At 65.9% G+C, this 15,782-nt stretch carries 12 protein-coding genes; 9 read left to right on the top strand and 3 right to left on the bottom strand.

Translation table 11 applies throughout. The features are described 5' to 3' along the window. Positions 1-57 precede the first annotated feature (57 nt). The 5 genes from ABFX29_RS07075 (at position 58) to proC (ending at position 7,601) form a co-directional block, all read left to right on the top strand. A complete protein-coding gene (locus tag ABFX29_RS07075) occupies positions 58-1,677 on the top strand; it encodes a DUF7059 domain-containing protein (RefSeq protein ID WP_152226106.1) in 1,620 nt (539 codons plus the stop codon). Between the two features lie 160 nt (positions 1,678-1,837). Next, positions 1,838-4,555, top strand: a complete 2,718-nt coding sequence (gene topA, locus ABFX29_RS07080) for a type I DNA topoisomerase (RefSeq protein ID WP_152226108.1) — start codon at positions 1,838-1,840, stop codon at positions 4,553-4,555. An 87-nt stretch (positions 4,556-4,642) separates the two neighbouring features. Beyond that, the gene (locus tag ABFX29_RS07085; protein WP_152226110.1) at positions 4,643-5,692 is read left to right on the top strand and encodes a Ppx/GppA phosphatase family protein; all 1,050 of its coding nucleotides are present in this window, start codon (positions 4,643-4,645) and stop codon (positions 5,690-5,692) included. Then, complete coding sequence (locus tag ABFX29_RS07090; RefSeq protein WP_152226112.1) at positions 5,689-6,522, top strand: sugar phosphate isomerase/epimerase family protein; 834 nt, start codon at positions 5,689-5,691, stop codon at positions 6,520-6,522. The genes ABFX29_RS07085 and ABFX29_RS07090 overlap by 4 nt, the downstream gene beginning before the upstream one ends. A gap of 227 nt (positions 6,523-6,749) precedes the next feature. Next, a complete protein-coding gene (gene proC / locus ABFX29_RS07095) occupies positions 6,750-7,601 on the top strand; it encodes a pyrroline-5-carboxylate reductase (RefSeq protein WP_152226114.1) in 852 nt (283 codons plus the stop codon). On the opposite strand, the gene ABFX29_RS07100 is transcribed toward proC, so the two are convergent. Beyond that, positions 7,598-8,266 carry a potassium channel family protein gene (locus ABFX29_RS07100; protein ID WP_091602010.1) on the bottom strand — a complete coding sequence of 223 codons (669 nt, stop codon included), beginning with the start codon at positions 8,264-8,266 and terminating at the stop codon, positions 7,598-7,600. The genes proC and ABFX29_RS07100 overlap by 4 nt on opposite strands. Beyond that, on the bottom strand, positions 8,259-9,668 hold the full coding sequence (locus ABFX29_RS07105; protein WP_152226116.1) for a TrkH family potassium uptake protein: 1,410 nt from the start codon (positions 9,666-9,668) through the stop codon (positions 8,259-8,261). Before ABFX29_RS07105 ends, ABFX29_RS07100 begins: the two co-directional genes overlap by 8 nt. Before the next feature lie 107 nt (positions 9,669-9,775). On the opposite strand from ABFX29_RS07105, the gene ABFX29_RS07110 reads away from it, so the two are divergent. The 3 genes from ABFX29_RS07110 (at position 9,776) to gdhA (ending at position 13,017) form a co-directional block, all read left to right on the top strand. Then, positions 9,776-10,984 carry an acetoin utilization protein AcuC gene (locus ABFX29_RS07110; protein WP_152226118.1) on the top strand — a complete coding sequence of 403 codons (1,209 nt, stop codon included), beginning with the start codon at positions 9,776-9,778 and terminating at the stop codon, positions 10,982-10,984. Positions 10,985-11,042: 58 nt separating this feature from the next. Further along, positions 11,043-11,588, top strand: coding sequence for an ArsR/SmtB family transcription factor (locus ABFX29_RS07115; protein WP_152226120.1), 546 nt, complete (start codon positions 11,043-11,045; stop codon positions 11,586-11,588). Positions 11,589-11,676: 88 nt separating this feature from the next. Then, positions 11,677-13,017, top strand: coding sequence for an NADP-specific glutamate dehydrogenase (gene gdhA, locus ABFX29_RS07120; RefSeq protein WP_152226122.1), 1,341 nt, complete (start codon positions 11,677-11,679; stop codon positions 13,015-13,017). On the opposite strand, the gene ABFX29_RS07125 is transcribed toward gdhA, so the two are convergent. Continuing rightward, a complete protein-coding gene (locus ABFX29_RS07125; protein WP_338079115.1) occupies positions 13,014-14,249 on the bottom strand; it encodes an alpha-hydroxy acid oxidase in 1,236 nt (411 codons plus the stop codon). The genes gdhA and ABFX29_RS07125 overlap by 4 nt on opposite strands. A 306-nt stretch (positions 14,250-14,555) precedes the next feature. On the opposite strand from ABFX29_RS07125, the gene ABFX29_RS07130 reads away from it, so the two are divergent. Beyond that, positions 14,556-15,653 (top strand): 3-deoxy-7-phosphoheptulonate synthase, encoded by a 1,098-nt coding sequence (locus ABFX29_RS07130; RefSeq protein WP_152226124.1) that lies wholly within the window; start codon positions 14,556-14,558, stop codon positions 15,651-15,653. Positions 15,654-15,782 lie beyond the last annotated feature (129 nt).

The raw sequence follows: 15,782 nt of genomic DNA on the forward strand, positions 1-15,782 counted from the left end.
CCGTATCTGCCATCTCGATGGGGGAATGGGGAAGGGAGCTGAACCTAGACTGGACGGGTGACTGACTTCTCCCGCGTTCCGGGCACACCCCAAAGTTTTAACCTTCCGCTGCTGGCTGCGCTCGCCGCCGATCTGTCCGACGCCGGCTACACGGTCGACGGCGTCGCAGCCTTCCTGGGGGAGGAGGCCAGCTCCGCCCTGTCCCGGGACCAGCTGGTTCCTGCCATGCTCGCCTGCAGGGCAGCAGCCGACGGCGGCGCCCCGGCCCCGGTGGCCGCTGCGGTGGCGCTGTGGCTCGTAGGCTCCTCCGTTCCAGCGCAGCAGGTCCGGGACGCATTCCCCCGGACGGGCACGGAGGGGCTGGCGGAGCTCGGACTGGCGGAGGAGGACCCTGAGGCATCCGAAATGCTGCGCGCCAGCGTGGACCTGCGGCCCTACGAGTTCGACGGCCGCGCCGGCAGCACGCACCTCTGGGTGGCCAGCGACCTCGGGGCCCACCAGCGTCCGGGAGTGCTGCCGCACGGGCATGTGCTGGGCATCGGGCAGGCATCCCTGTCCCTGGCCCAGCTGAGCATTAACACTCCGGTGGACCGGGCGCTGGACCTGGGCACCGGCTGCGGGATCCAGGTCTTCCACCTGTTGGGACACGCCCGGCACGTAACCGCCACGGACATCTCCGAGCGGGCCCTGGGTTTCACCCGTTTTAACCTGGTGCTGAACGCCCCGGCCCTCGGACTTGACCCGGACCAGCTGGATCGCCGCGTTCAGCTTCGGCTTGGCAGCATGCTGGAGCCGGTGGCGGGGGAGCACTTTGACCAGGTGGTTTCAAACCCGCCGTTCGTGATCACCCCGCGGGTGTCCGGCGAGGATGAAGAAGACCGCTTCACCTACCGTGACGGCGGACTGCCGGGGGACCAGATCGTTTCCGGTCTCTTCCGGAACCTTGAATCCGTGCTGGCTCCGGGCGGCATCGCACAGATGCTGGGGAACTGGGAGATCCAGGGGCCGGCGGAAGACGGCGGGAAGGACACCTGGAACGCCCGGCTGCGCTCCTGGCTGCCGGAGGGCATGGACGCCTGGGTGATCCAGCGTGAGGTGCTCAGCCCGGCCGAATACGCGGAAATGTGGCTTCGGGACGCGGCAGAGAACCGGGACCGGGACGAGTACGCCGCCTCTTACGCCGCCTACCTGCGCGACTTCGCCTCCCGCGGGACCACCGGCGTCGGCTTCGGCTCAGTGTGGATGCGGCGGCGGGCCAACTCAACGGCAGCCCCGCTGCTCCGGTTCGAGGAAATCACCCACCCGCTCGAGTCCCCGCTCGCACCGCACCTGGCTGCCGCCGTCGAACGTTTTGACTGGATCCAGGCGCACCCTCACCTGGGCGCCGAGCACCTTGTAGTGGCCGAGGATGTCACCGAGGAACGCCATGCCCGCCCCGGCGCTGAGCATCCCGGTGTGATCCTGCTCCGCCAGGGCGCCGGCCTGCGGCGGACCAACCTGATGAGCACCGAGCTGACAGGCTTTGTGTCAGCGTGCGACGGCGACCTGCCCGCCGGGGCGATTATCGCGGCACTTGGCTCGCTTCTGGGCCGTGGGGATCCGGAGTTCGCCGCCGCGCTGGAGGAAGAAGTGCGCAACCTGGTCCTGGACGGGTTCCTCCTTCCGGCAGCACCGTAACCCAGCGCACAGCTAAATTGGTCCGGGTCCGCCCGCCGGTGCAGTTATGGTTACCCTTGTGCTTGGGGTTTCCCCATACTGTCTAAGGATGAGCGAGCATGCGGTGCGCTGCACGCGCCGTTGATCATCCGTTTTGAACCATCCCGTACGTAGGAGAACAGTGCCAGTTAAGGCAACGGAGAAGTCGACCGGCAAGAAGAAGAAGCTGGTAATTGTCGAGTCACCGGCCAAGGGCAAGACGATCGCCGGCTATCTTGGCGACGGCTTTGAGGTCACGGCGTCGATGGGTCATATCCGTGACCTTCCGCAGCCCTCGGACCTTCCCGCCGAGCTGAAGAAGAGTTCGCTGGGCAAGTTTGCCGTTGACCTGGATAAGGACTTCGAGCCCTATTACGTTGTCTCCACGGACAAGAAGAAGAAGGTTGCGGAGCTCAAGGCCGCGCTCAAAGACGCCGACGAACTCTACCTCGCAACTGACGGTGACCGCGAAGGCGAAGCCATCGCGTGGCACCTGCTCCAGGTGCTGAAGCCGAAGGTTCCCGTCCACCGCCTGACCTTCCCGGAAATCACCAAGGAAGCGATCCAGCGGGCGTTGCTGGAAATGCGGGACATCGACATCTCCATGGTCGATGCCCAGGAAACCCGCCGCATCCTGGACCGCCTCTACGGCTACGAGATCTCCCCTGTGCTCTGGCGCAAGGTGGCCCGCGGCCTCTCCGCCGGCCGCGTCCAGTCCGTGGCAACCCGCCTGGTCGTAGAGCGCGAACGCGAGCGGATGGCGTTCCGCTCCGCGTCCTACTGGGACCTGCTCGGCACGTTCTCCACTGCCTCCTCGGAAAGTTTCAAGGCGCGCCTGACTTCGGTTGACGGCGCCCGGATCGCGTCCGGCAAGGACTTCACCGACCGCGGCGAGCTCAAGTCCAAGAACGTCACGCACCTGGATGAAGCGGCCGCCCTGTCCCTCGCCGAAGGCCTGCAATCGGCGTCGTTCACCGTCCGGTCCCTTGAAACCAAGCCGTACACCCGCCGCCCCGCAGCCCCGTTCACCACCTCCACGCTGCAGCAGGAGGCCAGCCGCAAGCTGCGCTTCTCCTCCCGCGTGACCATGCAGGTTGCGCAGCGGCTGTATGAAAACGGCTACATCACCTATATGCGTACCGATTCCTCGTCCCTGTCGGACCAGGCAATCAACGCTGCCCGCCGGCAGGCTTCGGAACTCTACGGACCCGAGTATGTGCCCGAAGCCCGCCGCGTCTACAAAGGCAAGTCCAAAAACGCTCAGGAAGCCCACGAGGCCATCCGCCCCGCCGGCGACTCCTTCCGCACCCCGGCGCAGGTTGCATCCTCGCTGCGCGGAGACGAGTTCAAGCTCTATGAACTGATCTGGAAGCGCACCGTCGCCTCCCAGATGGCGGACGCCAAGGGTTCGACGGCGTCAGTCAAGCTGGGTGCCGTCTCGGCTGACGGGCGTGACGCCGAATTCTCGGCCTCCGGTACCGTCATCACCTTCCGCGGTTTTATGGCCGCCTACGAAGAAGGCCACGACGCTACCCGGGACGAGGACGAAGGTTCCGAAGGAGGACGCCTGCCGGTCCTCAAGAAGGACGATCCGCTCAGCGCCGCCGACCTGGCAGCCAGCGGCCATGAAACTTCCCCGCCGCCGCGCTTCACCGAAGCTTCGCTGGTGAAGACGCTCGAAGAGCTGGGAATCGGACGCCCGTCCACGTACGCCGCGACGATCTCCACGATCATGGACCGCGGGTACGTCACGCAGCGCGGCCAGGCACTGGTGCCCAGCTGGATTGCGTTCTCCGTGGTCCGGCTGCTGGAGGAACACTTCACTGACTACGTGGACTACGACTTCACCGCCGAAATGGAAGAGGACCTGGACCGCATTGCGCGCGGCGAAGCCGGCCGCGTGGAGTGGCTGAACCAGTTCTACTACGGCGACCGGAAAGACACCGGCCTGCACACCATCGTCAACGACCTCGGTGAAATCGACGCACGTGCCGTGAACTCCATCGAGATCGCCGACGGCATTGTGCTGCGCGTGGGCAAGTTTGGCCCGTACCTGGAGCGCCCGCTGCCGGCGGACGCCCCGGAAGGCACCGAACCCGACCGCGCCAACGTACCCGAGGACCTTGCCCCGGATGAGCTGACCGCTGAGAAGGCCATTGAGCTGATGAACAGTGCCGGCCCCGAGGAGCGCGTACTGGGGGAGGACCCCGAGACCGGGCGGACCATCGTGGCGCGCAACGGCCGTTACGGCCCGTACGTCATTGAACTCATTCCGGAGCCCACGGCCGAGGAACTGGCGAACCAGCCGGTGGAGTATTACAAGAACGGCAAGCCCAAGCCGCCGAAGAAGCCTGCCAAGGTTAAGCCGCGCACGGGTTCGCTGTTCAAGTCCATGAGCGTGGAGACTGTCACCCTGGAAGAGGCGCTGAAGCTGATGCGTCTGCCCCGGGTGCTGGGCACCGACGCCGAGGGCAATGAGATCACCGTGCAGAACGGCCGGTTTGGTCCGTACCTGAAGAAGGGCACCGACTCCAGGTCGATCGGCTCCGAGGAGGAGATCTTCACGATCACCCTGGAGCAGGCACTGGAGATCTACTCCCAGCCCAAGCAGCGCGGCGGGCGGCAGGCTGCGGCTCCGCTGGCCGAGTTCGGCACCGATCCCGTCTCGGAGAAGCCGGTAGTGGTCAAGGACGGCCGCTTTGGTCCCTACATCACCGACGGCATCACCAACATCACCGTTCCGCGGTCCATGGCCATTGAGGAACTGACCCGGGAACGGGCGCTTGAACTGCTCGCGGAGAAGCGCGAGAAGGGCCCGGCCAAGAAGCCGGTCCGCAAGCGCGCGACGGCCAAGAAGTAAGACGGTGCCGGCTGCCGCGCACATTTTCCGGTCCCCTGCACAGGGGCCCGGAAAGGTGTGCGGCCGGTACGGCCGCATAATGGGATCATGCGACTAGGAGTCCTGGACATTGGGTCCAACACCGTGCATCTGCTGCTGGTCGATGCACACCCCGGTGCGCGCCCTGTCCCGTTCGCGTCCCATAAACGTCCCCTGCAGCTGGTAGCCCACCTGGACGCCGGCGGGGCGGTAACGCCCCAGGGCCAGCGCCTGCTGGCGGACTTCGTGGCTGAGGCCCGCGACTTCGCCCTCCGCCACCGCGCGCAGGACATGCTCGCGTTTACCACCTCCGCGATCCGCGAGTCCGCCAACGGCCAAAGCGTGCTGGACTTTGTGGAGCTGGAAACCGGCGTGACGCTCAAGGAGCTCAGCGGCCGGCAGGAAGCTTCCATGACCTACCTCGCGGTCCGCCGCTGGTTCGGCTGGGGCGCCGGCACCCTGCTGGACCTGGATATTGGCGGCGGGTCCTTCGAAATGGCGCAGGGACAGGATGAACTGCCCGACGTCGCTGTCTCGGTGCCGCTGGGCGCCGGACGGCTCACCCGCGACTGGCTGCACGAAGACCCGCCCGGTCCTGCCGCCGTCCATGCCCTGCGCAGCCATATCCGCGGCGTCGTGCAGGAAGCCGCGGCAGAGTTCAAGGAGTATGGTTCCCCCCACCTTGCTGCGGGAACCTCCAAGACGTTCCGGTCCCTGGCCCGCCTCACCGGGGCCGCGCCTTCCGGTGCCGGGGTGTACGCACGCCGCAAGCTGCGCCGTGCCGACCTCTCCGCCCTCATCCCGCGGCTGGCAGGGATGACCGCGGCCCAGCGGGCGGAGCTTGACGGCGTTTCGGACCTGCGCGCCCCGCAGGTCCTTGCCGGCGCCCTGGTAGCGGAAGCAGCAATGGAAGCCTTCAGCATCAAGTCCCTGCGGATCTGCCCCTGGGCACTTCGGGAGGGACTCATCCTGCAGCGTTTCGACACGCTGCGCTTCGACACAGGAAATGCCGGCCCTCTGGGCAGGCCGCCTGCCGGTCCCCACATCCTCCCGCCGGGACCGGCCGGGGCACTGGTCCTGGCTGCGGCCGGCGAACCGAACGGAAGTGCACCACTATGACACTGACCTCCCCCCAGAACGTGCAGCCCGCGGCGAACCTACCGCAGATCCCCGTGGCGCTGTCCAGTTCGTCCGTATACCCGCTGTCCGTCCATGACACGTTCGCCGTGGCACACGACCTGGGCTACGACGGCGTGGAAGTGATGGTCACGGGCAGCCAGATCAGCCGCAACCCGGAGACCATCCGCGGCCTGATCGAGCGGTACCAGATGCCGGTGCTTGCCATCCACGCGCCGACACTGCTGCTGACGCAGCAGGTATGGGGAAAGGCCTGGACCAAGATCGAACTCTCCGCCGCGATGGCCGCGGAAGTCGGAGCGACAACCGTAGTGGCACATCCGCCCTTCCGCTGGCAGTCCGGCTACGCGGAGAACTTCGCTGAGGGTGTCCGCCGAATCGCAGAGGAATACGGCGTCACCATCGCGGTGGAGAACATGTACCCGTGGAGGGTCCGGGGCAGGGAGGCAAAAGCCTACCTCCCGCACTGGAATCCCCTGCCGGAACCTTATGAGCATGTGACCTGGGATTTCTCCCACGCCGCCATCGCCGGAATGGACTCTTATGAGGAGATCCGCAAGCTGGGCAGCCGGCTGAGCCACGTCCACCTCACCGACGGAACACCCAACGGCAAGGATGAGCACCTGCTTCCGGGGCAAGGCACCCAGCGCTGCGCGGAAACCCTGCAGTATCTGTCCGAAACCGGATACACCGGCACTGTGGCGATCGAAGTCAGTACCCGCAAGGCAAAGGAAGCAGGGGAACGGGAAGAGATGCTGCGGCAGACCCTTGAATTTGCCCGCGTGAACCTGAACCAGGTGCTGGACGAATAGCCGCCGCTTAAACGAGTGGGTGCCGGCGGTCAAACGGGACGGTTGGGGGGAAACGTCCGCGGATCGCCGGCACCACCGGGCCGGTAAACCGGCCCTTCATCACTCGCACCTCCAAGAGGCAATAATTACGATACGCACCAAAGTTGTGGACCGGCACAGAGCTGCCTGAATGTCTGCTTGGAATCTTCGTATTCGGGCGCTGCGGGGCACCGTGCGAGAATCGGGGCATGCAGAATCTTCCCCGACTTTCTTTCCTGGGCTGCGGCTCCATGAACGAGGCCATCCTTGGCGGCATCCTTGCCGGCGGCTTCCCGCCCGAACTCATCACCGCCACGGTGCGGCGGAGCGAACGTGCCGGGCAGCTCCGCGAACGACACGGCATCACCGTGCTGGCCGAGTCTGAGGACGCCGGCGCCAACCGCACCGCCGCGGAATCCGCGGACGTCGTCATCATCGGTGTTAAGCCCGTGGGCGTGCGCGCCATGCTGGAAGACGTTGCTGCCACGCTTCGCCCGGAAGCCGTCGTCGTCAGTGTTGCAGCGGCCGTCCCGCTGGAGCTGATGGAGGCTGCCCTGCCCGCCGGCACCCAGGTGATCCGAACCATGCCCAACACGCCAGCAAAGCTGGGCCGCGGCGTGACCGCACTTGCGCCGGGTTCGGCTGCAACTGCGGACTCCGTGAAGCTGGTGCGTTCCCTGCTGTCGGGCACCGGCCGGGTATTCGAGGTGCGCGAAGACCAGATCAACGCCGTTGGCTCCGTCAGCGGATCCGGCCCCGCGTACGCCTTCTACCTTGCCGAGGCAATGGCGAAGGCGGGAGCAGACCTGGGCCTGGATCCGGAACTGGCAGCACTGCTGGCCGCTGAGACCATTGCCGGAGCAGGCGCGATGCTGGCAGAACCCGAAGCGGACGCCGCAGCCCTGCGGAAGGCCGTGACCAGCCCCAACGGCACCACGGAAGCAGCGATCGGCGTTTTTGACGCCCGGGGGCTGCCAGGCATCATCGCCGGCGGCATGCACGCCGCAGCGGACCGCTCAGCGGAGATCACCGCCGGGCTCAGCGCTGCGCGGCAGCCCTAGGGCCGGGAGGCGAAGCGTTCCAGCAGGTCCACGTGGCCGGACACGATCAGCACGTCCCGGCTGGAGACCTTGGTGTCAGCCTGCGCATAGGTGAAGTCCTCGCCCGGGGACTTCACCCCCACCACCGTGACCCCGTACTTCGAGCGGACGTTGGATTCGCGCAGGGTGAAGCCCTGGGTTTCCTTGGGCGGGTACATCTTCACGATTGCGAAGTCGTCGTCGAACTCGATGAAGTCCAGCATCCGTCCACCCACCAGATGGGCGGCACGCTGCCCGGCGTCGGCCTCGGGGTAGATCACATGGTTGGCGCCGATCCGGGTGAGGATCTTTCCGTGGGCCGGGGTAATGGCCTTTACCCACAGGTGCTCGATGCCCAGGTCCACCAGGTTTACGGTAATGAGCACGCTTGACTCGATGGACGTGCCCACGCCCACGACGGCGGCAGAGAAGTCCTGCGCGCCAAGCTGCTTGAGCGCATCGATGTTGGTTGCGTCCGCCTGCACCACGTGCGTGAGCTTGCCCGACGCTTTCTGCACCAGGTCCGGGTCCCGTTCGATGGCCAGGACTTCACGGCCCTGCTTCACCAGCTGCTCGGCGGTGGCGGAACCAAAGCGGCCCAGTCCAATAACCAGGACGGGGGCATTGTGCGGCGGTCTCTCAGCCAATGATGGGCCTTTCCTCAGGGTAGTGGTACAGCGGCTTGCGCTGGCGCAGGGCCAGGGCGGCCGCCAGCGTGATTGTTCCGACGCGGCCGGCGAACATCAGGCCGGCCAGGATGTATTTGCCCGACGGCGGCAGCTCGGGACTGAGCCCGATGCTCAGGCCCACGGTGGCAAACGCGGAGATCACTTCGAACAGTACCGGCTGGAGGGTTTCCTCCGTGACGACCAGCAGTCCGATCGTGGCCACTGCCACCATGGTGGCGCCCAGGATCACCACCGAAATGGCCACCCGCAGCGCTCCGGCCGGAATGTTCCGTCCGAAGGCCCGCACATCGGTATCGCCGCGTGCCTCCGCGACGATGGCCAGGAAGATCACGGCAATGGTGGTGACCTTGATGCCGCCCGCGGTGGAAGCGGAACCGCCGCCGGCGAACATCAGCATGTCCGTGATCAGCAGGGTGGAAGCGTCCTGGTCCGCCATGTCCACCAGGCTGAACCCGCCGGAGCGCATCATCACGGAGGCGAACACCGCATGCAGGATCTTCTCGCCCACTCCCATCCCGGCGATCGTGCGCTGGTTGAACCATTCAAACAGGGCCCACAGCACTGAGCCGGCGGCCAGCAGGATCAGGGAGACCAGCACCGTGAGCTTGGTGTGCAGGTTCCACCTCCGTGTCCGCATGCGGCTCTGCAGCAGGACCATGATCACCGGGAAGCCCAGGCTGCCGATGAAGACGCCGGCCATGATGGGGATCAGCACCCACAGGTCATATTCGTACGGCACCAAACCGTCCGAGTGCGGCGTGAACCCGGCGTTGTTGAAGGAAGAGATGGAGTAGAAGACGGCGTGCCAGATGGCCTCGCCCGGAGACTCGCCCAGGATCATGAACCGGGGTGCGAGCACGGCAGCCAGTGCGAGTTCGATGAGCACGGTGGTACTCACGACGATCCTCAGCAGGTTGCCCACCTCACCCAGGCGGCCGGTGTTCATGCCTTCCTGCGCGATCAGCTTGCCGCGGACGCCCAGGCGGCGGTTCACAGCCAGCGCCAGCAGCGATGCCATGGTCAGGATGCCCAGGCCGCCCACCTGGATGGCAATCAGGATGAGGACCTGGCCAAAACCGGACCAGTAGGTGGCGGTAGAGACCACCGTCAGCCCGGTCACGCACACTGCGGACACCGCCGTGAACAGGGCATCGTGCAGGGCTGTGGCCTCACCGGAGGACGACGCTACAGGCAGGGCCAGCAGCGCCGTAAAGAGCAGGATCACCAGCGAGAAGACGATCAGGGCCAGTCTCGCCGGGGAAGAATTGGCCACGGCGTCAATGAAGTCCCGGCCTGCGACGATGAAGCCGAAGGGACGGCGCTGCCGCGTCTGCAGCGTGTGCTGCGGTTGGGATGCCATGGGTCGAAAAGTCCAGTTCTGTGCGCGGGGTCCTGCCAAGTAGTAAACCACTTAACCGGGCGTCCGGCGGTGCAGGCCGTCCGGGGCGGATCGCGTAGCCTGTGAGCATGACGAGTACCGGGCTGGGCCTCACCGCTGTGCCCACGCACATCGTGTGGGACGAATCGCTGCTGGCGTATAACTTCGGCTCCACGCATCCCATGAGTCCGCTGCGGCTGGACCTGACCGCCCGCCTGGCGAAGGAGCTCGGTATTTTCGATCTTCCCCAGGTCACCCTGGGTGCTCCGTACGTCGCGGAGGACCGCCAGCTGGAGCGGGTGCACGATACCGCTTACGTAGCAGCCGTGAGGGAAGTCAGCCGGAATCCCCAGACGTCCAACGCTGCCCTGGGCCTCGGAACGGAGGACGATCCCGCGTTCGAGGGGATGCACGAGGCCAGCGCCAGGCTGGTGGGCGGTTCCCTTGCCGCGGCTGAGGCCGTGATCTCCGGCCGGGCCCGCCACGCGGTCAACTTTGCCGGCGGAATGCACCACGCGTTTGCGGGAAAGGCATCCGGTTTCTGCATCTACAACGACGCCGCTGCGGCCGTCGCGCGGTTCCTGGACGCGGGCTACAGCCGGGTCCTGTATATCGACGTCGACGCGCACCACGGGGACGGCACCCAGTCCATTTTCTGGAACGACCCAAGGGTCATGACCATCTCGGTCCACGAAACCGGGATCTCCCTTTTTCCCGGAACGGGGTTCGCCAATGAATCCGGAGGGCCTGACGCGCCGGGCACAGCCGTGAACGTTGCACTGCCGCCCGGCACCCGGGATGCCGGGTGGCTGCGCGCCTTCCACGCCGTCGTCCCCCAGCTCACAGCCGCCTTTGCGCCGGAAGTGATCATTAGCCAGCACGGCTGCGACGGCCACCGCGATGACCCGCTCTCCAACCTGCGCGTATCCGTGGATACGCAGCGGCAGGCAGCCCTGACCATTTCCGGGCTGGCAGACCAGTTCTGCGAGGGACGCTGGATTGCCACAGGCGGCGGCGGATACAACGTGGCCAGCGTGGTTCCGCGGTCCTGGACGCTGCTGCTGGCAGTGGCCGCGAATACCCGGATGCCGCTGACCACCCCCGTGCCCCAGCCGTGGCGGGAGTACGTCCGCGAACGGCACGGAATCGACACCCCGGCAGAGATGGGTGACGGCGTGGATATGTGGTGGCGGTCGTGGGAGGTTGGATACGACCCGAATGACGACATTGACCGAACGGTCATGGCCACCCGCAAGGAAGTCTTCCCGCTGCACGGTCTGGACCCCTGGTTCGACTGAATGGACCGCTCTCCTGCCGAAACTGAGACAGCACAGATATGCCGCTAAGGTAATGCATATGGTCATTGACGATGTTTTCGCTGTCATAGCAGAGGGAACCCGGCGGGAAATCCTCGGCGCGCTGCGCTGCGGCGACAAGTCCGTAGGGACATTGGTCCAGGAACTGGAGGTCAGCCAGCCCACGGTATCCAAGCACCTGAAGGTCCTCCGCGAAGCGGGACTGGTTGATATGCGCGCTGAAGGCCAGCGGCGCTTCTACTCCCTGAAGACCGGCCCCCTCGACGAAGTAGTACTATGGCTAAGCGCATTTGATCTGCCATCACTTACAGCCGCCCAGGCCACCACACCTCGCCTGGCGGGCGTCGCCGCCGGACACAGCGGTGAAGCCCGCGGCCGTTCCCTGTTTGCCGGCCTTCCCGGTACAACACGGCAAACCACTGCTGCAGCAGCCGCGGCCAAGATGCCGTCCGGTGCCGCCGAAACCCCGGCAGCAGCAGTCGATGCCAGTGTCCAGCAGCAGCTGGGCCGAACTGTAGGCCGCGCCGCGGAACGCGCAGCCGATCTGTTGGGAGCTCTACCGAAGTTCCGCCGGCGCCGCCCGTAGGCGGCACCCCAACCCGATCCTGGATCGCTTACCGGCGCTGACCGGTCTAGCGTGGTTAACGGGTGGGGGCATCGATAAGGAGCAACACATGGACGCAACACTCACCCGCGTGCGCGACGAAGTTTTCCGCCGCAATCCCGGCGAAACAGAATTCCACCAAGCAGTCGTCGAAGTCTTCGAATCCCTGGAACCGGTGCTGCGCAAGCACCCCGAGTTCGGTGAAGCCGCAATCCTGCAGCGGATCTGTGAGCCCGAGCGCCAGATCATTTTCCGTGTGCCGTGGGTGGACGACCAGGGCCATGTCCGCATTAACCGCGGCTTCCGCGTCGAATTCAACTCCGCCCTCGGCCCGTACAAGGGTGGTCTGCGCTTCCATCCCAGCGTCTACCTGGGCATCGTCAAGTTCCTCGGTTTCGAACAGATCTTCAAGAACGCCCTGACCGGCATGCCCATCGGCGGCGGCAAGGGCGGATCGGACTTTGACCCGCGCGGAAAGTCCGATGCCGAAGTCATGCGCTTCTGCCAATCCTTCATGACGGAGCTCTACCGGCACATCGGTGAATACACTGACGTGCCCGCCGGGGACATCGGCGTCGGCGGCCGGGAAATCGGTTACCTCTTCGGCCAGTACAAGCGGATCACCAACCGTTATGAATCCGGTGTGCTCACAGGCAAGGGCGTCAGCTGGGGCGGCTCGCTGGTGCGCCCCGAGGCAACCGGCTACGGCGTGGTCATGTTCGTCGAACAGATGCTCAAGACCCGCGGACTGAGCCTGGACGGGCAGCGGGTGATCGTCTCCGGCTCCGGCAACGTGGCCGTCAACGCAATCGCCAAGGCGCAGGAACTGGGCGGCAAGGTTGTAGCCTGCTCCGATTCCTCCGGTTATGTGGTGGATGAGGCAGGGATCGACGTCGACCTGCTGCGCCAGATCAAGGAACACGAGCGTGGACGCATCTCCGAGTATGCCCAGCGCCGAGGCGGCAAGGTCTCCTTCGTGGCCGGCGGCTCGGTGTGGGACGCCGGTGCCAATGTTGCCCTGCCCTGTGCCACGCAGAACGAACTGAGCGAAGACGATGCCACCTCGCTGCTGAAATCCGGCGTCGTGGCCGTGGCAGAGGGCGCCAACATGCCCTGCACCCCCAAGGCGATTGAGGTCTTCCAGGAGGCGGGCGTGCTCTTCGGCCCGGGCAAGGCGGCGAACGCCGGCGGCGTGGCCACTTCCGCCCTGGAAATGCAGCAAAACGCCAGCCGGGACTCCTGGTCCTTCGAGCACACCGAGCAGCGGCTGAGCCAGATCATGGTCAACATCCATGACCGGTGCGCCGCGACGGCCGACGAGTACGGATCCCCCGGGAACTACGTGGTGGGCGCCAACATCGGCGGCTTCGTGAAGGTTGCCGACGCGATGCTGGCCCTCGGCGTTATCTAGCGCACGGCACCGAGCCGGACGTGGTCCGGTGTCAGCTCGCTGACGCCGGCCACGCCCATCAGCGCCATGGTCCGGGCGGCCTGGGCAGCGAGGATGCTGATGCTGCGGTCTACACCCGCCCGCCCTCCGGCCATGAGGCCGTACAGGTAGGCGCGGCCAATAAGGGTGAAATCAGCGCCCAGGGCCAAGGCGGCGACGATATCCCCGCCGTTCATGATTCCGGTGTCCAGGATGATGCTGGTCTTGCCCTTGAGCCGCGCCGCGACCTCCGGAAGCAGCTGCAGGGGAATGGGCGCACGGTCCAGCTGGCGTCCGCCATGGTTGGAGAGCACGATTCCGTCAGCGCCGTGGTCCACGGCCTGCTGCGCGTCGTCAAGGGTCTGGACGCCCTTGACCACCAGGTTCCCCTTCCACACTCCGCGCAGCCAGTCCAGGTCCTCATACGTGAGGGTGGGATCGAACATGGAGTTGATGAGTTCTGCCACCGTCCCGGAGTACCGGTTCAATGAGGCGAAGGACAACGGCTCATGGGTCAGGAAATTGAACCACCACGCCGGCCGGTAGGAGGCATCAAGCACGGTCTTCAGGGTCAGCGCAGGCGGAATGGTCATGCCGTTGCGTACATCCCGCAGCCGTTCGCCGGCCACCGCGGTATCCACGGTGACCATGAGGGTGTCGAACCCGGCGGCTGCGGCCCTGTTGATCAGTTCCAGGGACCTGTCCCGGTCCGTCCAGAGGTAGAGCTGGAACCAGTTCCTGCCGTCGGGCGCGGCCGCTGCAACGTCCTCGATGGACGCGGTCCCCATGGTGGAGAGTGTGTACGGGATGCCTGCTGCCGCGGCAGCCTGTGAACCCGCGTACTCGCCCTCGGACTGCATCATGCGGGTGAAGCCCGTGGGGGCGATGCCAAACGGCAGGGCCGAGGACCGGCCAAGCACTGAGGTGGAAAGGTCCACCGTCTCAACGTTCCGCAGCACCCCGGGACGGAACTGCAGGTCCGCGAAGGCCTCCCGTGCCCGCCGCAGGGTGATCTCGGCCTCGGCCGCGCCGTCCGTGTAATCGAAGGGTGCCTTGGGGGTGCGCCTCTTGGCCATGTCCCGCAGGTCCCAGACGGTGCTGGCGCGCTGCAGCCGGGCAGTGGTTCCCAGCTGCGGCTTCTTGAACTGCATGAGGGGAGCCAGATCCTGGACACGGGGAATCCGGCGGGTCAGGGCCCGGGGTTTGGACGTCACCAAATACTCGCTTTCACTGCAGGCTGTTCTTGGCACCCGAGCCTACGCCGTCCGCTGCGGGACCCGCGTCACAAAGAAAGATTGTGAACATGTGAACTTGCGGTGCTTCCGGAACCGGCCTACGGTCTTACCCATGACTAACCGTTGGTATGCGTATTTTTCGTTGGCTCTGGAGGAGCCCGCGCGATAATACGCTGACGCCAACCTTCAGAGCCAACAGGACAGGGATCATTCCCTGTCCTTCGCCATATCCGGCGGGTTCTGGAGACGAGTCCCGCCGGTCCACCCTCAAACGGATACGGGACCATGAACCTCACCGCCACACAGCACACCAAGACCACCTCAGACCAGCGGGTACGCGAATTCCGCCCGCTGCCGGCACCGGAACAGCTGCTGGCCGAACTGCCGCTTTCTCCTGAACTGGCCGCCACTGTGCGCAGCGGACGGGAAGCTGTCCGGGCGGTGCTCGACGGCGTTGACGACCGCCTGCTCGTCATCGTCGGGCCCTGTTCCATCCATGATCCGGACGCTGGCCTGGAGTACGCCCGGCGCCTGGCAGCCGTGGCGGAAGAGCACCGCGATGACCTGCTCATTGTGTTGCGGGCCTACTTCGAGAAGCCGCGGACCACGGTGGGCTGGAAGGGCCTGATCAACGACCCGCACCTGGACGGCAGCCATGACATCGAGGCCGGCCTGTACGCCGCCCGGAGGTTCCTGATTGCCGCCGGTGAGCTGGGACTGCCGGTCGCCACCGAATTCCTCGAACCCATCAGCCCGCAGTACGTCGCGGACCTGGTCAGCTGGGGAGCCATCGGCGCGCGGACCACAGAAAGCCAGATCCACCGCCAGCTCGCATCCGGGCTGTCAATGCCGGTCGGCTTCAAGAACGGGACGGACGGTTCGCTGCAGATCGCCCTGGACGCCTGCGCGGCAGCGGCTGCTCCGCAGTCCTTCCTGGGGATCGACGGAGCCGGCCGCGCCTCCATGGTCCGCACCGCCGGCAACGCGGACACCCACCTGATCCTGCGCGGCGGAAGCGCCGGCCCCAACTACTCAGCGGCCGACGTCGCTGCCGCCTCGCAGGCGCTGGCGGCCAGGGAGCTGAACCCGCGGCTCATTGTCGACGCCAGCCATGCGAACTCCGGCAAGGACCACCACCGCCAGGCGGAAGTTGCACTCCAGCTCGCCGCCCAGCTGGAATCGGGAACGGAAGGCGCCGGTATCCTGGCAGGGATCATGCTGGAGAGCTTCCTGGTGGGAGGTGCCCAGGCGCATGACTCCGCCAACCCGGGGCCGCTGGTCTACGGCCAGAGCATCACTGACAAGTGCATGGACTGGGAAACTTCGGCAGGGATCCTTACTGTCCTGGCCCAGGCAGCACGCAGCCGGCGGAATGCGTCATAGGAGCCGCAGAATGAGCGGCAAAACTTCCACTATGGTTACTCCAGCCACTAGAGTAGAGTGCTAGACGGTCACGAGATGGTCATCAAGGCGACACGCCGCCTTCAGTTGTATGGCGCAGGTTGCTTCCGA

This window comes from Arthrobacter gandavensis (assembly GCF_039528575.1).
GTDB lineage: Bacteria > Actinomycetota > Actinomycetes > Actinomycetales > Micrococcaceae > Arthrobacter_B > Arthrobacter_B citreus_B.

What these genes read in the sequence shown, in the direction of transcription:
- ABFX29_RS07085 (WP_152226110.1), top strand. Translation starts at nt 4,643, where the DNA reads ATGCGACTAGGAGTCCTGGACATTGGGTCCAACACCGTGCATCTGCTG.
- ABFX29_RS07090 (WP_152226112.1), top strand. Translation starts at nt 5,689, where the DNA reads ATGACACTGACCTCCCCCCAGAACGTGCAGCCCGCGGCGAACCTACCG.
- proC (WP_152226114.1), top strand. Translation starts at nt 6,750, where the DNA reads ATGCAGAATCTTCCCCGACTTTCTTTCCTGGGCTGCGGCTCCATGAAC.
- ABFX29_RS07105 (WP_152226116.1), bottom strand. Translation starts at nt 9,668, where the DNA reads ATGGCATCCCAACCGCAGCACACGCTGCAGACGCGGCAGCGCCGTCCC.
- ABFX29_RS07110 (WP_152226118.1), top strand. Translation starts at nt 9,776, where the DNA reads ATGACGAGTACCGGGCTGGGCCTCACCGCTGTGCCCACGCACATCGTG.
- ABFX29_RS07115 (WP_152226120.1), top strand. Translation starts at nt 11,043, where the DNA reads ATGGTCATTGACGATGTTTTCGCTGTCATAGCAGAGGGAACCCGGCGG.
- gdhA (WP_152226122.1), top strand. Translation starts at nt 11,677, where the DNA reads ATGGACGCAACACTCACCCGCGTGCGCGACGAAGTTTTCCGCCGCAAT.
- ABFX29_RS07130 (WP_152226124.1), top strand. Translation starts at nt 14,556, where the DNA reads ATGAACCTCACCGCCACACAGCACACCAAGACCACCTCAGACCAGCGG.